10 protein-coding genes are annotated in these 16,808 nt (G+C 32.0%); 2 read left to right on the forward strand and 8 right to left on the reverse strand.

Going from position 1 to position 16,808, the window contains the following annotated elements:
• From pbpC to H6622_01840, 3 genes are all read right to left on the reverse strand, one after another.
• The gene (gene pbpC, locus H6622_01830; GenBank protein ID MCB9060245.1) at positions 1-2,247 is read right to left on the reverse strand and encodes a penicillin-binding protein 1C; all 2,247 of its coding nucleotides are present in this window, start codon (positions 2,245-2,247) and stop codon (positions 1-3) included.
• A gap of 64 nt (positions 2,248-2,311) precedes the next feature.
• Positions 2,312-7,999, reverse strand: coding sequence for a hypothetical protein (locus H6622_01835; protein MCB9060246.1), 5,688 nt, complete (start codon positions 7,997-7,999; stop codon positions 2,312-2,314).
• 238 nt (positions 8,000-8,237) lie between these two features.
• Positions 8,238-9,230, reverse strand: a complete 993-nt coding sequence (locus H6622_01840; GenBank protein MCB9060247.1) for an HD domain-containing protein — start codon at positions 9,228-9,230, stop codon at positions 8,238-8,240.
• Between the two features lie 149 nt (positions 9,231-9,379).
• Here H6622_01840 and H6622_01845 point away from each other — a divergent pair, with 149 nt between their 5' ends.
• A complete protein-coding gene (locus tag H6622_01845; GenBank protein MCB9060248.1) occupies positions 9,380-10,693 on the forward strand; it encodes a histidine--tRNA ligase in 1,314 nt (437 codons plus the stop codon).
• A 9-nt stretch (positions 10,694-10,702) separates the two neighbouring features.
• Positions 10,703-13,360: a valine--tRNA ligase gene (locus H6622_01850; protein MCB9060249.1), complete on the forward strand. Its 2,658-nt coding sequence runs from the start codon at positions 10,703-10,705 to the stop codon at positions 13,358-13,360.
• A 34-nt stretch (positions 13,361-13,394) separates the two neighbouring features.
• Here the strand turns inward: H6622_01850 and H6622_01855 are convergent, their stop codons facing one another.
• The 5 genes from H6622_01855 to H6622_01875 form a co-directional block, all read right to left on the reverse strand.
• The gene (locus H6622_01855) at positions 13,395-13,967 is read right to left on the reverse strand and encodes a hypothetical protein (protein MCB9060250.1); all 573 of its coding nucleotides are present in this window, start codon (positions 13,965-13,967) and stop codon (positions 13,395-13,397) included.
• Between the two features lie 188 nt (positions 13,968-14,155).
• Positions 14,156-14,545, reverse strand: a complete 390-nt coding sequence (locus H6622_01860; protein MCB9060251.1) for a hypothetical protein — start codon at positions 14,543-14,545, stop codon at positions 14,156-14,158.
• Between the two features lie 130 nt (positions 14,546-14,675).
• Positions 14,676-15,656 (reverse strand): hypothetical protein, encoded by a 981-nt coding sequence (locus H6622_01865; GenBank protein ID MCB9060252.1) that lies wholly within the window; start codon positions 15,654-15,656, stop codon positions 14,676-14,678.
• Positions 15,653-16,393, reverse strand: coding sequence for an EI24 domain-containing protein (locus H6622_01870; GenBank protein ID MCB9060253.1), 741 nt, complete (start codon positions 16,391-16,393; stop codon positions 15,653-15,655). The genes H6622_01865 and H6622_01870 overlap by 4 nt, the downstream gene beginning before the upstream one ends.
• Positions 16,390-16,806 carry a DUF309 domain-containing protein gene (locus H6622_01875; GenBank protein MCB9060254.1) on the reverse strand — a complete coding sequence of 139 codons (417 nt, stop codon included), beginning with the start codon at positions 16,804-16,806 and terminating at the stop codon, positions 16,390-16,392. The genes H6622_01870 and H6622_01875 overlap by 4 nt, the downstream gene beginning before the upstream one ends.
• Between the last annotated feature and the right edge of the window lie 2 nt (positions 16,807-16,808).

The raw sequence follows: 16,808 nt of genomic DNA on the forward strand, positions 1-16,808 counted from the left end.
CTAATATGAGACTGAAATATTCATTTCTCTTTGAGAATGTCTTCCCTGATCATCGACAACTTTTACAAGATGCTGGCCAGATACTCCCTTCCAGAAAAGTGGTTTTAATGGAGAAGTTTTTCCTAGAAACTCCTCATCCACATACCAAAAAATGTTTCTGACATCAGAATCTACTTTCGCAGAGAGTGGAATGAGGTTTTTATCGTCATTCACCCTAATATGATAATCTATACCATGCTGGGGAGAAAGTATCACCGGATCATTATCAGATAAAACCCTATCAGAAATTTTACATTCATTTGAATATGAAGGTAACTCTTTAAGCGGTAAACCAATATTTTTTTGTATTTCCAATATTTTTGAAGGCCAGACCTCTACAATTTTTTCTTCAATACTATCATTTGTCGTACTACAAGCTCTAAGTTTTGTTTTTTTATTAATTTTGATTTTTCTATGAACATTACATTTTTGAATTGATGAAACTCCAGGCAGATAAAGAGAACTTACAGTGCTTTTACAATTTTTAGTGGGAATCATACCGCTTTTTGAACAAACATCTACATGAGATAATTTATAAGAATCTTGTTTTAAATCAATAAAATTATCAGGAACAAAATTCTTTAACTTATCTACAATATCAAAAAAAAGCGGCGAGGCCGTATCATGTCCGATAAAATAAGGATTACCCTGTCCATCAAAATTTCCAACCCATACACCAACAACATAGGGCCCATAAAGTCCGATAGACCAAGCATCTCTTAAACCAAATGAAGTTCCTGTTTTCCAGTAAACTTCGTGCTTTCTTTTCGTAAATTTCTCAATCATACCACTTGAAGGTCTTGGATTATTGGCCAATACATTCATTAACATAGCTACCGCCTGAGGACTAAGAACTTCAGTACTTGCAGATTCAATATTATCTTTTTTCCATTTAATTTCTCTTACTTTTCCTTGATTTCCTAAAATAGAATAGAGTTTTGATAAATCTAATAGTGACATTTCTTTTCCGCCTAAAACAAGAGAGCTACCATAAATATCTAACTCCTCATCTTCTATGACACCTGTACTTTTTAAAAAAGCAAAGAAATTGGGATTCTTAATTTTAGAATATAACCATACTGCAGGAACGTTTCTACTCGTAATAAGTGCGACTTCAGAAGTCATAGCACCTCTGAATTTTTCATCAAAATTTCTAGGTGTTTTGAATGTAAGAGGGATATCGTACATAATTGATTTCGGGAATATAATTCCGCGTTCAAAACCAAGGGCATATAAAAAAGGTTTTAAGGTCGATCCTGGAGATCTTTTAGCAAATACACCATTATTTTGCCCGAGAATTTGATTGTCAAAAAAATCGGCTGATCCTACCAGAGTTTCAATTTCCATAGTATTATAATTGACAACAATAGCTGCAGCATTTTTAATCCCAATACTTCTTTTATGATGAATATAATTCTTAACAGCAGCATCAACTTTATTTTGAATTTTTAAATTTAATGTCGTTTCTATGCTATTTTCTTTAAATTCTTTTCCAATGATAAAATCTGTAAAATGTGGAGCTAAAAAAGGGATATTATTTGTAGAATAAATATTATTTCTCTCTACATTTTTAGCATTGAATTTTTTTCCATCTTTTTGTAACACATGCCATTTTTCACTTAACTTCACTTTTTTATGGTAAATCTCGATTGGAATGGACCCCAATTCATTCAAAGAATTTAAAGCTGATGGATTCTGTGGGATAACACTAAGGAATAAATGCTCATTAAGACTGAGTTGAGTAATAGGTTTTTTAAAATAAATAAGACTGGCCGCACTTACTCCTACAATATTTCTACCAAATGGGGCAAAATTCAAGTATGCCTCCAAAATTTGATCTTTTGAATAAATTAGTTCAAATCCTAAAGAAATCAATATTTGTTTTAATTTTCCAATAATAGTTCTTGTTTGAAGATTGTATATTAATCGTGCTAGTTGCATTGTAATGGTCGAGGCCCCTACCATGCGCTCGCCCCTTAGATAGGAGACATTAAATGCCTTAAGTAAACTAATTGGATTAAATCCAATGTGATATTTGAAATATTGATCTTCTTTTAATAAAAATGTTTCTTGTAAACCTATTGGAATATCTTTAAGATCGGCCCATAATCGATATTGCTCATCTTCAGATAAAGTCATTCTTAATAGTTGATTGTCTTTTGAATATATCGCTTTTGAATAAGTGAAAAAACTCTTTATTGGATACATTTGTCTACAAATAGAGCAGCATATAATCCATCCAGCGAGGATTATAAAAGAAATCTTTAATTTCTTATTCAACACTGATTTCAGATAATTCTCCAATTCCCTGACAATTTGGATTATACATATGTTCACTATATGATGGCGGAATTTTGAATGTTCCCGAGACAGTTGCCTTTAGTTTATATTTCATAGTAAAAACTGAATCCTTTAATCCTCCATAGAACACAACCCGGTCTTCTCTTTTATCTATAAAATCTAGGGATTTTTCACCACTAATTTCTAAATTTGAATTCAAATCTAGTTCAAATCCTGTTGGAAATAAATCTTTGACAATAATATCTTCAGAGGTGCAATTTTGTGGGACTCTGACTTTAACTAAAACCTCAACGTTATCACCTCGCTTAATTGGCCCTTTTATGTTTTCATTTTTAAATATATACTCCTTAGATATTTCAAAGTTTTTTATTTTATGACTGGACAAGTCTTTCGGAAATCCTGAATCTGTAAAAGAGTAATATAAAGGTACACCACTTTTATTAATAATTTCAATTCCGATGATATCTTTCTTGAAACTTAACTCTCCTTTACCAATTTCAAGTTTGTTTTTAGTTTCTTTTCCATTAACTAGTGTAAGTGAATAAACTTCAACATTATTTACTTCATCATTTTTATCCGGTAGAGAATTTAGAGCATAAAGAGCATGGGCGGCAGCGAGGGTATTTAAATTTTTGTTTAAAGTAGTAAATACTTCGATAGTTTTTTTATTATCATTTTCTGAATTGATCTTAGAAAAATGCCTTTTATTCAAATTCAAAAGCATTAAATCCTGCACATTTTTTGTGTAGTGAAGATAATTTTTCTCACGTATTTGATCTTTACTCATTGCCAGTGAATGAAGCTTGTCGGCCTGTTCCTGATTTCCAAGGAGCTGGTATGAACTGGCCAAAAAAACAATACTCAATTGATCGAGAGTATTTATTTTTCCTTGGGTTTCGAACTCTTTAATCAATTTATTCATCTTTTTGATGAATGGAGTTGTAACAATCTGATTTCTAGTCATTAAGTAAATAGCATATGTTTTTTCGAAATTATTGCTTATTGAATCAAATCCTTCTTTCAGAACTCTGAGTTGCGTTTCAATAAGTTGATGATTAATAGGAAATTCATTCTCTTTGGCCACTATTAAAAAATGTAGCACATGCAATTTTAACCAACTCTCAATTTTTTCAGTCCCAGGATAATAGACAATATCTCCATTCTGATTAATTCTATCTTGAAGTTGTGCAAGTATCATACGTATTGACTCATAGGATTTTTTTTGAAATTTACCTAGAGTAATGTATGGTATCCCTTGTGATATAAGTTGCTCAGTACATAAAAATGTATACTCATCTAAAAAATTAATAATATTTTTGGCAAATACCAAAGGTGTTTTTCCAACAATTATTCCTTTTTTTCTATTCTCGTTATACATTTTCTGACCAAAATAGAGTTTTTTATCTTTTTCAATAACACCTAAGTTTCCTTGATTTATATATGGAATTGTAGGTCTTACACTTATATTTTCTTCTATTTGATTTTCGAATTTATTTGTTTTTGCAATATATCGTAACGAGGACTCTCCAATTTTTTGTCCTACTTCATAGTTGAAGACATACTGATGATCTTTTCTATAACTTATTTTTGACTTCAGTTTGTTATTTCCAGTATTTTTGATAAATTCGTCTGTAATGCTTTCAACTGAAACTTCATATTCTTTTTTATCTTCAATATTATTCATAACTGTTATTGGAATAGAAAGTTTATCTCCAGGTGAGGTCACTGAAGGAAGTGATGAAGACATAATCAGATCTGCTCTGACAAAGGAATGACTTAAAGCTCTGCCCATTCTTTCTTTTGAAACGGCCACAGCTATTAACCTCATTTGTCCATTGAAATGTGTAGGAACTTTAAAATCCCATGTTTTGAAGTGAGTAGAAGATTTCAAAATACCTGACCAATAGGCGACCGGGGCCTTTCGCTTTTTTTGAAAAGGGTTAAGATTTGCAGATAGAGCTCCTCCACTCCCTCCTCCTTCGGTTAACATATCCTTAATGAGATTATCTTCAGGCATAATTTTGTATATATTCTGGATAGTGCGAGTATCTAATGATTTTTTTGCCAGGAAAAATGCAATTGGGTTTGGATTTTTATAACCAGCAAATTGTAAAATTCCTTCATCAACTGCAAAGATAACAATGTCACTATTATGATTTGTTTTATAGTTAACTTTAAGTGTTTCTCCTGGTCTAATAACTTCATCATGCTTTAGTTCAATTTTCTCGGCCAGATTTTCTTGATTAATAGAAATAGGAAAAGCACCATAACTAACAGCAGAAGTGTAAATCTCTGGAGAATTTATACTTCTAATTGCAACGATATTAACATATGCATTACCTTTTACATTTGCTGGTACTATTATCTTTTGCATGGTTGTTTTCTTATTAAGTTTTACCCATTTATGCTCATATACTTTTTCTTTTTCTATAGTGATTAAAGCGTGTCCTGTAAAAGGTGCTTTAATTTCCATTTGAATATTATCTCCTGAATTATAACTCTTTTTGTCTAGTTCAACTTTCAATTCCGCATTTCTTTCTAATGAACGTGTTAAATTTTGTTCTCCTCTAACGGTATATTTAAAATTGAATAATTCATTGTTTTGTTCATCGAATATTTGCAACAAATATTCTCCCACGTTATTAGTATCCAAGTTAAAAACGATTCCTTCTTCATTCATATTAAACTTTTCATCTTTTAAAACAGATTCTGTTTTTGTTGATGAATATGCAAAGGTTCCATTACTTTGCTTAGTCAAGATATTCTCATAGGTAATTTTAGATATTGTTTTTTTAAGATTATTAATTTTTGTTTTTTTATAATTTTCATTTACCCCTATTATTGTAATAAAAGGACTATCTCCTTGCTTAATAAAAGAGTAATCGCCTGTAAGTTTATAACCTATCAAGTAGTCTAAGCTAGAAACAATTGTAGAATCAGTTGCTATTACGGATCTTCCACTTTCTTTTTCAAAAGCTTCAGTCACTACCGTCATTTGATAAATTTTGGGTGCATATTTTTCAAGGTCTATTTTCAATTCAAGCTGGCCAGATTCACTAGTTATTCCAGTACCTATTTCATCAGAAACTGTATCGAAATATTTCTGAGGATTTGAAAAAGTGAAATCAGGAAACTCTGAAACATTTATTCTGGCCTGGGTTAATAATAGTTTTGATTTAACTTTATTTCCACTACTCACGACTCCAAAAAGATTTTTTAATTCAATATCTAAATTCAATTTAAAGCTTTTTACCCATCCTCGACTTATTTTTTCTCTGATAAAAGAATTTAACTTGAGTTTATCTGGTTCAAATTCTTCAACTTGAAAAGTAGTTGATCCAATCGAAAATAAACTTTTATCCGCCCCTTTATTATCTACACCAAAAAGGTTGGCATAATAGGTTCCCGTTTTAGCATATTTACTAAGCTTAAATATAGTATCATTAAATCCTGAAGCATTTGCTTCGAATTGTTTTGATAGGATTTCATCACCTGAAGAACTAATAATATTAATAGCAAGTGGAATTCCCTTTAAATCATTTGCCCAGTTTTCTTGTTTGATAATATGTCCAAGTCTGACTTCCTCACCTGGTCTGTACATTTGTCTGTCAGTAAAGAGATAGGCCTTAAATTCATTCTCAGTATTAGAGTTTTGTTCACCTCCAACATCAAAACGAGAATATTCTAGATTATCTTGGTAATCGTTAAAATTCATGAAAGCTAAATCTGACCCTTTTTTTAATATAATTCCGTTCGCTCGTTTAGTATAATCATCTGTTTTATAAACTGGGAAATTTACGATTCCATCACGATTGGTTTTACCTTTTAATACTGGAAATCCATTTTTTTCAACCATCGAAATTTCTACGTCTTCTACAGGCTCTCCATTTGAAATAGAAGATACAAATATTGATTTATTTCCAACGATATCATCTTTAATGATAATTCCTAAATCTGTGATTTGAACAAATTTCTGATCGATAACTTTTTCATCGTCATCGCCTTTAATTTTGACAAAAAACAAACCTTTTAAGTTTTGACCATTTTTAACTTTATTAAGATATTCTGAAAAATCAAGCGTAGTATAACTTGGGGATGTTCTTGAAGGATTTTGAACAACTTTTTTAAATTTTTGAACGTAGGATAAATTTTCATGTGAAAAATAATAAGGCGAATTAAAAATTATTTTATCCTCTGAGCTATATGCGTTGGACAATATATGATGAACCTGTTCTTCGATTACCTGCCCAATTTCAATATTCAATTTAGATGTATTAATTGAATAAATGCTAAGTTTTTTTTCTCCTTTCAGTTGCAATATCTGTCCATCGCTAAGAAACTTTACAGTCTTAGGAAATTGTTCGACATAGAGGACATCATTAAAATCTTCTACTAACTTAAATTCACTTGCAGAATTCATTCCCTTCTTTATATGAAAATAAATATAACTACTATGTTCGGGGAAAATTTCTATTAAATGAGTTCGAGGAAATTCTTCAGCTGATGGCAATATATTATAGGTTAATTCTTTGTACTTTTTACTTGCTTCAACAATGTCTATGTCATATTTCTTTTTTTTCCAATTAATTTTTTTTCTTCCATCATTAATTGGAAGTTGAAATAATCTTAGTGATTTTTTCAAATCATCAACTTTAACACCAATTGATAATGGAACTTCTAGAATATGTTGAGGTAGTCCCTTTTGATTCTCAATTATATTTATACTAGGCACATTTACATGAAAATAATCATAGATGCCTGGTATTCTAAGTTTTTCAGTGAAACTTATCTCACTTTTTCCTTTTCCATAAAAGGGTTTCACTTCTCCTTCGAAAGATAAAAGAACTTCCCCCTCATTTTGAGGAATATCAATTTGTGAAGAGAGAACATTGACTCTATCTTGCAATTTATTAGCACTTAGCGTAAATGACAGCGGCTTCACATTTTCTTTTTTACCCTCGTAGTTAATTTGTTTAAGTCTGATTAACTTTTCCATTTCAGATATATCAACTGGATTATTAAAAATTATGGTAAATATTGCGCTCCGATTTTTTGGATTCCTTGGATCTTCATACAACTCTGTGACAACAGAGTTTTTAACAAGTAAAGGTGTTTTTATTTCAAAAGATTTTTCTTTAAGAACAAATTTTGGAGAAATTAATTCATCTCCTAGTTTAATTTTTATTTTACTACCAAGTTCCCAAGTTTCATTCGGTTTGAAAATAAGCGTACTCTCATCGGTCCATTTCCATTCACCTTTAATATTTGGTTCTAAGACTATGCCTTCATTTATTTTCTTTCCAATATTTTTAAGGGGAGCAACAGATTGTGAAAAAGTTATAATCAAAGGAGATATATTTTTATCTACTTTTTCATTTGAGATTGAGTAATAGGTTTGTTGTATAGGTTCGACAGCAATTGATACGACATTTATTCCACTTGGAGGTGGTTGTAATAAATAAACTGCTCCTCCTAAAAGAGTAACAAAAAGTAAAATAAATAGAGGAATAACTATTTTTAAATTATTTAGAATATAACTTTTGATTTTTAGGAAAATATTCTCTTCTAATAGGACTAACCAAGCAGGCCTTTGCCATTTAAAATCACCAATAATTTTATGAATTGGCGATAGTCCTACAATTAAGCTTAGTACAATCAAAAAAAGAAAAATTCCATGTAAATAATAGAATATATATGTTGGAAAAAATCTAATCCCCACAATAAAATTAAAGATTATTAAAAAAAAGAAAACCATAAAAGGTAATTTTTAAGGGTTTTGAATAAATATTCTTTAATATAAGCAATATACTTCTTCATATTAGTCCTTTTCAAATTCATCACATTTTAGCAACAATTCATTGTCAAAATGAAGAAAAAAATATGCTAAATTATTTAAACTAAAGTTTGTCCTTAAAAGAAAATTTTAAGGCCTCAACTGATCTTTTAATAATATCTGGATTAAATTTTTTACCTTTATCAAATTCTATTACCTTAATGGCCCTTTTGTACATTTCAGCAGGTCTATTCTTACTTTCAGTTAAAATATTATCAAATGTATTGGCCAATGCAACAATTTGGGAAAGATCATATATGTCATCACCCTTCAAACCTTTTGGAAAACCCTGCCCATTCCACTGTTCATGGTGTTGCTCAACAATTGTTAAAACTTGTTCTGGGATCTCTGGCAATTTAGCAACCGCTTCTTTACCTTTTGCTGGGTGATCTTGAATTGCTTGCGAATATAATGCATTTGAAGGATTTGTTAAAATATTTTCAGGAATTTTTGATTTAGCATAATCATGTAGCAATCCACCTAGATAGAGGTTTTCTAGAACGAACTGATGTCCATGCCCATTTACGATTCCTAAATATACGGCCAAGTTAGCAACGTTTACTGAATGATCAGCAATAGATTGATTTTGAACAGTGAGTTTTGCTAAGGCCGCTTGAGCAAGTTTATCCTTAGATACTTCTTCTATAAAATTGGCCACTGTTGCTTGGATCACTTTTAGGTTTTCTGAATTTAATTCTTGATCAGCAAATGTTTCAAATACTTTCTCTTTAATCTCTTCACGTGCAATAACAAGGGATCTCTTTTCCTTTCCAACGACGTCGACCATTTCCTGGATAGCTCGTTCCTTTTCTTTCTTCATCCAACTCATGAAGTCGTTAACTTGAGAAATTTTGATATAAATATACTTAAGGTGCTTGGATAGAAAAAAATTATACTTCTCATCATCAATGGAATCCCCAACTTCTTTGAACTTTATGTATTTATCAGCTATGCGCAAATAAACATCTGTAGGCAAAGGAATATTTGGCTGCACTTTTATTAAAGGAACTGAAGTAAAATCTTTTGAAGGATCATTGGAACCATTTTCTTTACTCATATCTATCTCCTTGATTTCATTATACTGCCTCTATGCACCAAATACCTCAAGGAAATTTCTAACTCTACTTGTTAATTTGGCCTTCCTCTTCAAAGTTTGATAGTATGCGTCTTCGAAATGGCCATAATAACCAAGTACAGGAATAGGATATGAGTCTAACTAAACGTCCTTATAAGGGAACGAGAGATTTTTTCCCAAAAGAAAAAAGAATTCAAGATTACATATTTAACATCATGAAATCAGTCGCCCATAGTTTTGCCTATGAACATTATGATGGGCCCTTACTAGAAGAAGTTGAACTTTATAAAGCTAAGTCTGGCGAAGAACTTATTAACGAACAAATTTACTCTTTTTATGACCGAGGAGAAAGGTTTGTAGCAATTCGTCCAGAGATGACTCCAACTCTTGCACGAATGGTTGCTCAAATACATAAAGAAGAGCCCAGACCAATTCGTTGGTTTTCAATCCCTAATCTTTATCGTTATGAAAAACCTCAAAGAGGTAGACTCAGAGAACACTGGCAACTCAATTGTGATATTTTTGGTGCGCCAAATGGAGAAGGTGAATTTGAGATCATTCAAATGCTTATTACATTACTGACTAAGTTTGGAGCAAATAACAAACATTTTTCGATTTGTATCAATGATAGAAAGATTGTCGATAAAGTATTTGAACATATACTAAAAGTTAGTGGCGAACTTTCATATAAACTTTATAAAATCATTGATAAATCAAAAAAAGTTTCGAGTGTTGCACTAGATAAAATGATTGATGAAACCGCATTGTCCACTGAACAAAAAAATCTATTCAAAAAATATATTCAATCTAGCACTATTGAAAAAATGAATTCTTTTTTAAGCGAAAACTCTCAAGTTGATGCCCTCGATGATTTAAATAAGCTCTTCAACGATGCAAAGAATTTAAACATTAATCAATTTCTAACTTATGATCCTACAATTGTAAGAGGTCTTGATTATTATACTGGAATTGTGTTTGAGGTATTTGATCTAAATCCACAGAACCCTCGTGCGATTTGTGGAGGTGGTTCTTATTCAGACCTTTTGAAAATTTTTGGAGAAAAACCACTCCCTGGAATAGGTTTTGGAATGGGTGATGTTACTCTTACTGATTTTTTAAAAACACATGATCTCTTGCCAGATCTTTCTACTCCGAAAAATGATCTATTTATCTCTTTTCAACATGACGATTGTAGAATATTCAGTTTTAAACTCGCACATGAGCTAAGAAAAGCAGATCTCAGAGTTGTATCTAATTTTTCAGCTTTGAAATTTAAAAAAGTTTTTCCTTTAGCAGAGAAAAAAGGTGCTCACTTTGTTGCTTTTATGGACGAACTAGAACTTAGAGATCAATCCGTACAAATAAAAAACACACAGACCAAAGAACAAAAATCTTTCAAACTCAATGATATTGAAAGTATTGTCAGCTATATTTTACAAAAATAGGAACAAAAAATGGAACTCTCTACGACGTATTCACCAAGTGATGTTGAAGATAAATGGTATAAAAAATGGGAAGAAGGAAACTATTTTGCACCCAAAAAAGGTAAAAAAGGCGAGGCCTTCACTGTACTAATTCCCCCTCCAAACGTAACAGGTAGACTACATGCAGGACATGCTCTAGATGTGACGACACAAGATGCACTCATACGATTTAAAAGAATGAAAGGTTATGAAACATTATGGATCCCTGGAATGGATCATGCGGGAATTGCAACCCAATCCGTCGTAGAAAGACAAATTTTTGAAACTGAAAAAAAAACCAGACATGATTTTACAAGAGAAGAGTTTGTAAAACTCATTTGGAAGTGGAAGGAAGAGTATGGCGGCATAATTCTGGATCAACAGAAAAATATGGGCGTAAGTTGTGATTGGAATTATTCAGTTTTCACAATGGATAAATCATTAAATAAGGCCGTAAGAAAAGTTTTTGTAGATCTTTACAAGGAAGGGCTGATTTATCAGTCTGATTATATCATCAATTGGGACCCTGTACTTCAATCAGCTATTTCTGATGCTGAAGTTGAGCATAAAGAAGTTCAAGGAGCATTCTATCATCTTCTATATGAAGTTAAAGGAACAGATGAAAAATTAGAAATAGCTACCACTCGTCCTGAAACACTATTAGGAGACACAGCAGTTGCTGTTAATCCAAATGATGCTCGATTTAAACATCTTATAGGAAAGATGGCCATCATCCCTATAGTCAATCGTGAAGTACCCATAATTGGAGACGAGTATGTTGACATGGAACTTGGAACTGGGGCCCTTAAGGTAACTCCAGGACACGATTTTAATGACTTTGAAATTGGCGTACGTCACAAATTAGAGGTCATCAATATTTTAAACAAAGATGGAACTCTCAACGAAGTTGCAGGTGAATATGCTGGACTTACTTGCAAGAAGGCCAGAACAAAAATTGTTTCATATCTTGAAAATCAAGGTATTTTGATCAAACAAGAAAAACACATTCACCAAGTTGGACATGGAGATCGTTCTAAGGCGATTATCGAACCAATGGTATCCAAACAATGGTTTATGAACGTTCAAGAAATGGCCGCTCAGGCCGTTAAAGCAGTAGAAGAAGATAGAACACGTTTTTATCACAAATCTTGGGAAAATACTTTTTTCTCTTGGCTTCGTGAACCTAAAAACTGGTGTATTTCAAGACAACTTTGGTGGGGGCATCAAATTCCAGTCTATTATTGTCAAAACAAAAAATGCGAGACAACCTGGGCCAGTGAAGAAGATCCTACCAACTGTCCTAAATGTGGTGAGAATAAATTTTTTCAAGACCCCGATGTTTTAGACACATGGTTTAGTTCAGGTCTATGGCCCATGAGTACATTAGGTTGGCCTGATGAAGATTTAATGAAACAAAAACGATTTTCAACATTTTTTCCAACTTCTACTCTGGTTACAGGTTTTGACATTATCTTTTTTTGGGTCGCTAGGATGATGATGCTTACCTTAAAATTTACTGGAGAAGTTCCCTTTAAACATGTCTATATTCATGCCATCGTAAGAGATAAATTGGGCCGTAAGATGAGCAAGTCCCTAGGAAATGGAATCGACCCTCTAGAAATGTGTCGTCAGTATGGAGCAGACTCTTTTAGATTCACTCTTGCAGCTGGTTCTGGTTATAATCGAGGACTAAATTTGGATCCTGAGCGCATAGGAGGCTATCGAAATTTTATCAATAAAATTTGGAATGCTTTCAGATTCATCTCTCCTACGTTAGGTAATGCTGATCATGTACTTCCTGATATTTCAAAATTATCTGTCCATGAGAAATGGATCCTACATGAATTAAATGAAACGACCAAAGTTATGAACGAATCTATGGAAGAATATAGATATGATGATTCCTGTAGCGCTATCTATAAATTTGTCTATGATAAATTTTGTTCGTCTTTCATCGAACTTTCAAAACCTATTTTAAATGGAACAGATATTGCAGCTATAAGACAAAGATCAACTGTTTTAAAACATGTCTTTAGAAAAATAGTGGCCCTACTACACCCATTTAGTCCATTCATTACTGAAGAACTGTGGTCGCATCTTAAAAATGAAGTTGAAGATCTGTTAATTGTGCAAGAGTATCCAGAGTATAACAACTCTCTATTCTTTTCAAAAGAGGCCGAACTGACCCATGTATTTTTAGAGAATGTAACAAATATCAGAAATCTACGAGCAGCTGTCAATATTAAACCAAAAGAACAAATTAAAGTTGAAATCCATTGTGAAAACGAGGAGTATAAGAGCTTTTTTATGGACTCAATTGATGGTTTTTCTTCACTGGCCAAGGTGGAAGAACTTTTGATTAAAAACAAAAACTCAACTCGCCCTTCAAAATCAATTGTATTTGCTAATACTCATAGTGAAATTTTTGTAAAACTCGATGGAGTGATTGACTTACAAGAGCAGATTAACAGGTTAACAAAAGATCTTGAAAAGAATAAAAAAGAGTTCGAAAAGATTAATAAGAAACTTCAAAATGAAAATTTCATGAAAAATGCGCCAGAAGAAGTTGTCACAGAGGTCAAATCGAAGGCCAGTGAATTTCAAGAGTTGATCAGTTCAATAGAGAAAAATATTGAATCATTCAAGTGAGAATGATCAAATAACTATTTTAATAGCGGCGTACTTAGTATGCCGCTGAATCAAATCGAAACACTCCGGCCGAAAAATCTTGAGATAGTGGATAAGTCATAGCGCTACCAGCAAATTGAATGAGCACATTGTCTTTCACGCTTTGAAAATCAACTACGACTGGATTCCCAGGACAGTTCTTGTCATAGATTGCAAAATGAACTTGGTCCTGTTTCTTTCCCCATCCATAATTAGACTTTGCCTGTGGAAGAATAATCTTATCTACTTTGTTATCTACAATAACAGAGACTCTTGCACCTAAACTAACGACATCATTAGAACTGGTATGAGAACCAAGCATATAAGCTGCCCCGGACATGACATCTTTAGAAGACCCATTCATCTGTACAACATTCATATTGCTCCCAAAAGATGGGTATGAACAGTTATTGACACTAGCACCTGAAGATATAGAACCATTACCACTACCGGAAGCATTTCCAGATTCGGAATTAATTGATGAAATATTATTATTAGTGCTTTTAGATTTCTTTTTCCCGCTTCCACCACTTGGAACACAAGAAACGGTAACTAACGATATAATAACCATAAAAGTTTGAATTTTCATAGTGTACTCCCTCAAGATTGACCCAGACATATTATCGCCACTTTATTGTCTTATATTTAGAGATTTCAAACAAGAATTGCTTGATAAAAGTATGTAACCTGTTGAAATCATGATATTTCTTCAACTAAGTCCGTAAAATGGAGTGCAATAAAAACTTGGCGAATTTGAGCTTTTAGAATGTTAACTGCCTAAAATTTGAGAACAATTTCATCGATAACAATTTTGCTAAGGTTCAAACTTTGATTAAAAAAATCGACGAACGCTCTTTGAGGAGTGTTTTTTTCAATGTACTCTTCAACATCAATTTTACTTGGATATCCACCTGGATCAGCGGCCAGTTGTTTTTGAAATATGATGACGTTATCATTGATCAATAGATCGTTGACTCTTTGAAAATTAAATTCTTTTGTTGAAATCTTCTTCAAATCAATTCCATGGTCACTTACAACCAGCAATCCGTCTTCAAGACAGACTTTCATCCCATTTTTTGCTGTTTTATAACTTGATTTCATAGAATAGGAATCGATACTGATAATCATTAAGGACATAATCATCAATATTCTTAAATAATTTGTCATTTTCAAACCTCCCGTTTTTGGAGACAAACTCCCAAGCAGCAAAAAGTCTAACAGACAAGGTCATTAATTCAAAATTCGAATCTAGTGTCAGTTTGCACCGTGAAAAAATGGACTTACTTAAGCTGTATTTTTAAATATTTAAATACTGGTGAATATAATCTATTGCTTCAGACATATTTCCAATTCCCTTGGTTTCACTTCTGGTAGAAATTAAAAATGGTATTTTATTTTGATTGAGGTGAATTGAATTTGGATAAATTCTAAAATGCCTGTGTTTATCTGGCCCATGTGGAGCTTTATTGAAAAAGAATGATGAAACTCCAAAATAAGCACAATACGTACTGGCCCACTGAGCATCTGTGAATACACATTTCGAACCAAAAATGAGTTTATTCAACTCACTTACATCTGGATTTTTTGAAAGGATATATTCATTATCGTCATTCAGATCTTCTATAAATTTTTTGAAAAATTCCTCTGTTTCATATAAATTTTTCTGAATATCCTTATTCCAAATAATAAAGTTAGTTTCCTTAAAACCTTTAAAAAAAGATTTCCACATTTTTAAATTTTCATCAGTTGTCTTTTCGTTTTCAAAGATTATTAAAAAATAGGAATATTCCAAGTATTGATTTTTAACATATTCAGTATCATCACCAATTACCTTAAAACCATTTACAGGTTTCTTAAAATTGGATTCATAATAAGACAAAAAGTCAGAGTCAGAATTCAAATATGATTTTCTTTCAACTTGGTGATTAATAATAAATTTTCTCATCCCTTCTCTATTACCAATTCTGTTTTTTGCTTTAAAAAATAATCCAATAAGTGATGATTTAAAATTATTGGCAAAATCAAAAAAAGTATCAATGTTAAAAACATCTTTCAAATTATAGGCAAAGTGATGAATTCCAAGAATTGTTTCTTTTTGTTGTGGAATTTCAAAAACCCTTACATGAAATGGAAGGGCCCTATAAATATTATAAAAATCTTCAGGAACAATTATGTTTATTTCTGCCTGTTCATCTTCTTGGTGAAGAGCATGCAAAAACGGAAAACAAAGGGTTGCACTATCTAAATCACGAGCTGATGCAATGAGATACTTATTCATTCTTGAATTGATCCTTTTAAGAGATGCTCTCTTGTAAACATTACTGTAAAATAAACAACTGCAAATGGAATCGAGAATATATTAAGGACAGGTATCATAAATAACACCTGAAACAATAATCCGCTGAATGAATTCATCACAAAATTCTTTTTTAAAAATCCAAAGCAACTAGACATTGGAACATGATTTCTTGACCAAGAATAATCTAAAAAAGAAAAAGACAGTAAAAGCGCGGTAATGATAATTGAAACTGGTACAAGAATTGGAAATAAACCAGCTATAAAAGCAATAGCTGTCAAAATTAAAACGACAAAAACTTTTTTTATTTCATTTGAAATAACTCCTGGAAGATTAGAAAGTATAGAACTAAAAGAATCTCCCAGACCAGGTGGTTCTTTCCCTGAAATTTTCTTTTCAACTCTTTCGCTAATAAAGTCATTAAAAGGAGAAGCAAGCATCGATACGACTAAAACAAAAGTCCAACTCACTATAAAATACAACCCAACTGTTACGATTCCTACCATTAGATAATAAAAGAACCCAGATAGAATTTCGGCCGAGATATACTTTGCTATGAAACTCTCTCCCCAATCAAAAACTGGCCCTACAATCCACCATCCTAAAAAAAAATAAAACGCAAATCCAATGACAATTGGAACCAATGACAAAGTAATAACTACCCGATCTTCTTTAAGAATATCAAAGGTCTCATTAAGGTATGTGAATATATTCTTCACGCAAAATCCCATTGTGATGGATCAATAAATTTAAAATCATAGAGATCATTATAGCGTTCTATGTCACCATTTAACGGCGCATTTAAAATTTTTTTCTTAAACTCTTCCCAACTCAAATATTTCTCGAGAATGTCGGTTTCAACCTTTCTTCTTTCACATTCTCGCACTTTTTCTTGCGCCTTCCTTAGTAGACCCTGAACTCCCTTGATATTATCCTCTCTAAGATGATACATGGCAACTGCATATTGAAGAACGGCCCAATAAACATAACGAGCATTATCAGTCATATCTTCTAACCAAAGAGCTTCTAGAAATTCATGACATTCAAAAAATTTTTCTTCATTGAATAGAATGATTCCATCACGCATTTTAGATAAATGCTCTAAGGTGAATTGACCAAATTGATAATTCATCT

The organism is Halobacteriovoraceae bacterium, from assembly GCA_020635115.1.
Lineage (GTDB): Bacteria > Bdellovibrionota > Bacteriovoracia > Bacteriovoracales > Bacteriovoracaceae > JACKAK01.